This is a genomic window from Tepidiphilus sp. J10 (assembly GCF_006980785.1).
Taxonomy (GTDB): Bacteria; Pseudomonadota; Gammaproteobacteria; order Burkholderiales; family Rhodocyclaceae; genus Tepidiphilus; species Tepidiphilus olei.
In genome coordinates, this window is record NZ_SBHP01000024.1 from 1 (window position 1) to 508 (window position 508).

General features: G+C 65.6%; 1 protein-coding gene. It reads left to right on the forward strand.

Annotation, left to right across the window (positions count from 1 at the left end):
• Positions 1-441: ABC transporter permease subunit (locus tag EPD81_RS10615; RefSeq protein ID WP_142805399.1), on the forward strand; the 441-nt coding region annotated here is incomplete at its 5' end.
• Positions 442-508 lie beyond the last annotated feature (67 nt).

Sequence of the window (508 nt, forward strand, 5' to 3'; positions counted from 1 at the left end):
ATCCTCTTCGCCGTGCCCGGCATCGTGCTCGCTACCGTCTTCGTCACTTTTCCGTTCGTGGCGCGTGAGCTCGTGCCGCTGATGCAGGCGCAGGGGCGCGAGGAGGAAGAGGCGGCGGTGGTGCTGGGCGCGAGCGGCTGGCGCACGTTCTGGCACGTGACCCTGCCCAACGTCAAATGGGGGCTGCTCTACGGCGTGATCCTCACCAACGCGCGCGCCATGGGGGAATTCGGCGCGGTGAGCGTCGTCTCCGGTCACATCCGCGGCCAGACCACTACTCTGCCGCTGCACGTCGAGATCCTCTACAACGAATACCAGTTCTCGGCAGCTTTTGCCGTCGCCTCGCTGCTGGCGCTGCTCGCCCTGGTGACCCTGGTCGTCAAGCACGCCATCGAGCGGCGCGGCGATTTTGCTGCCCTGCGTCGCGGGAGTCTCAAATGAGCATCGAAGTCCGACATATCTGCAAGCGTTTTGGCGCCTTCACCGCGCTCGACGACGTCTCGCTCGC